2 protein-coding genes are annotated in these 1,746 nt (G+C 58.1%); both read left to right on the top strand.

Going from position 1 to position 1,746, the window contains the following annotated elements:
- The first annotated feature begins 738 nt into the window (after nucleotides 1-738).
- Nucleotides 739-1,251: a hypothetical protein gene (locus ABD54_RS28235; protein ID WP_152692095.1), complete on the top strand. Its 513-nt coding sequence runs from the start codon at nucleotides 739-741 to the stop codon at nucleotides 1,249-1,251.
- Nucleotides 1,252-1,336: 85 nt separating this feature from the next.
- On the top strand, nucleotides 1,337-1,746 hold a 410-nt coding region (locus ABD54_RS26450; RefSeq protein WP_047872274.1), incomplete at its 3' end, for an RHS repeat-associated core domain-containing protein.

The raw sequence follows: 1,746 nt of genomic DNA, 5'->3' as shown, positions 1-1,746 counted from the left end.
TCTTGGCACCCGGCACGCGGTTACGCACCGCCTCCGCAGAGCGTGCAGAGGGCGTTCAGCGCCACGGTGTCTTCGCCAGGCGCTAATTATAGGAGATTCAATAATTATGTGGTTTCGTCAAAGGACGAAGCCCTTAGAGAAGCATCTGCTCCAAAGCACGTCCCTCCCACCTTCTGGGAGAGCGCAGGAAACTGGGCATCTGATGCATGGGGTAGCGCGTCAGAATGGACGATGGACAACTGGGGCACCATTTCGCAAGTCGCGGGTTGGGCTGCATTTGGCGCTTGCGTATTCGTTTCTGCGGGCTCCTGTCTCGTGGCCGGCGGGGCAGTCCTTGCGGCAAACGTTGGGATGGACGCAGCTATCGATGTTTCCGTCAACTGGAGAGAGCATGGGTGGAGTGCTCTGATGCTTGGTATGGGCGGAGGTGCTGCTCTCGGCGTCGGTAGATTGGCTGCTGGTACGTGGCGAGGAGCTTTGAGTTCAATGCGATCGAGGCCTACCGTCCGAACCGGCACGCAAAGGTGGGATTATAATCCCAGGTCGGGAAACCCTCAACGTAGAGAGGGAATCTTCCAAGGCTGGGACATGAACTCGGGTCCTGTGGACTGGGGTGCTTCATCTGCCGGCTATGCAATTAATATTGCGAGCGGTTCTACGTTCGGTGGACCTGTGCCGTACAGTAACCCCTTCGCTGGGCGTTAGCGATTGGTTAGAATGATCGTTCGAAATAGAGGGATGCAGGTGCTGGTATGTGTTCTCGCATTCCTGGTCTGGGCGCTGTTTGCCCTGTGGGCGGGGTCTGGAGAATTCCAAATGAACTCTGCTTTTGTGGTATCTACTGCGGCAAGCCTGTCGATATGGCTGAGTGTCAAGGTTGGTTTCTGGAGGAGTGTTGAAATTGGTGATGATTTTCTGATCGTCCGTGATTATATAACAAAGACTTCGGTTCCGATGGCTCAGGTGCGTGATATTGTGGCGCCAGGCGGTGCTTTGGTTATAGAGTTGAAGAACGGTGATTCCCTCAAGCCTGCGGCGTTTGAGGGGTCGCTCCTCACGGCTTTGTTTGGTAGCCCGAGTGCCAACCGTGCTGTGCGCATTCTCAACCAGTGTGTTAGTGATTACTCCGCTGGCCATGCAGCGGAGGACCCTGGCACTAAAATGAGTCCTCATCTGAATCTCCTCGCCTTCCCAGTAATATGGGCGCTTGTTTTTTTCAGCTACCTTGGTTTGAGCTTTCTTGTCTCTTGAGGAAGCAGGCTAGGGGGCCTGGGATCCGACCGCCGGAACCGAGGAGGCCACGCGCTACTTCGAGCACGCGGGTGAGACGGTCGCGGTGCGCGAGAACGACGGGGATCTGCACTGGGTGTTCTCCGACCACCACGGCACGGGCGAGATGGCGGTGGACGCGGTCTGGGGAGAGGTCGTTCAGCGGCGGATGACCGTGTTCGGTGAGAACCGTGAGGCCGCGGGCGAGTGGCCGGGTGAGCGCGGGTTCGTGGACGGCACGGTCGATGAGTCCACGGGGCTGACCCAACTGGGTGCGCGAGCGTATGACGCGGCGCTGGGCCGGTTCATCTCGGTGGACCCGTTGATGGACCTGGCCGATGCTCAGAAGATGAACGGGTACCTGTACTCGAACAACAACCCTGCCTCGCTCACGGATCCGAGTGGTTTGGACTGGCATCCAGCTCGGGGCTATGCTCCGTTGCCGGATTACGGTAGCAAGCCTTCTTGGCACCCGGC

This window comes from Nocardiopsis sp. RV163 (assembly GCF_001029525.1).
Taxonomy (GTDB): Bacteria; Actinomycetota; Actinomycetes; order Streptosporangiales; family Streptosporangiaceae; genus Nocardiopsis; species Nocardiopsis dassonvillei.
This window is presented reverse-complemented; position numbering and strand designations above follow the sequence as displayed.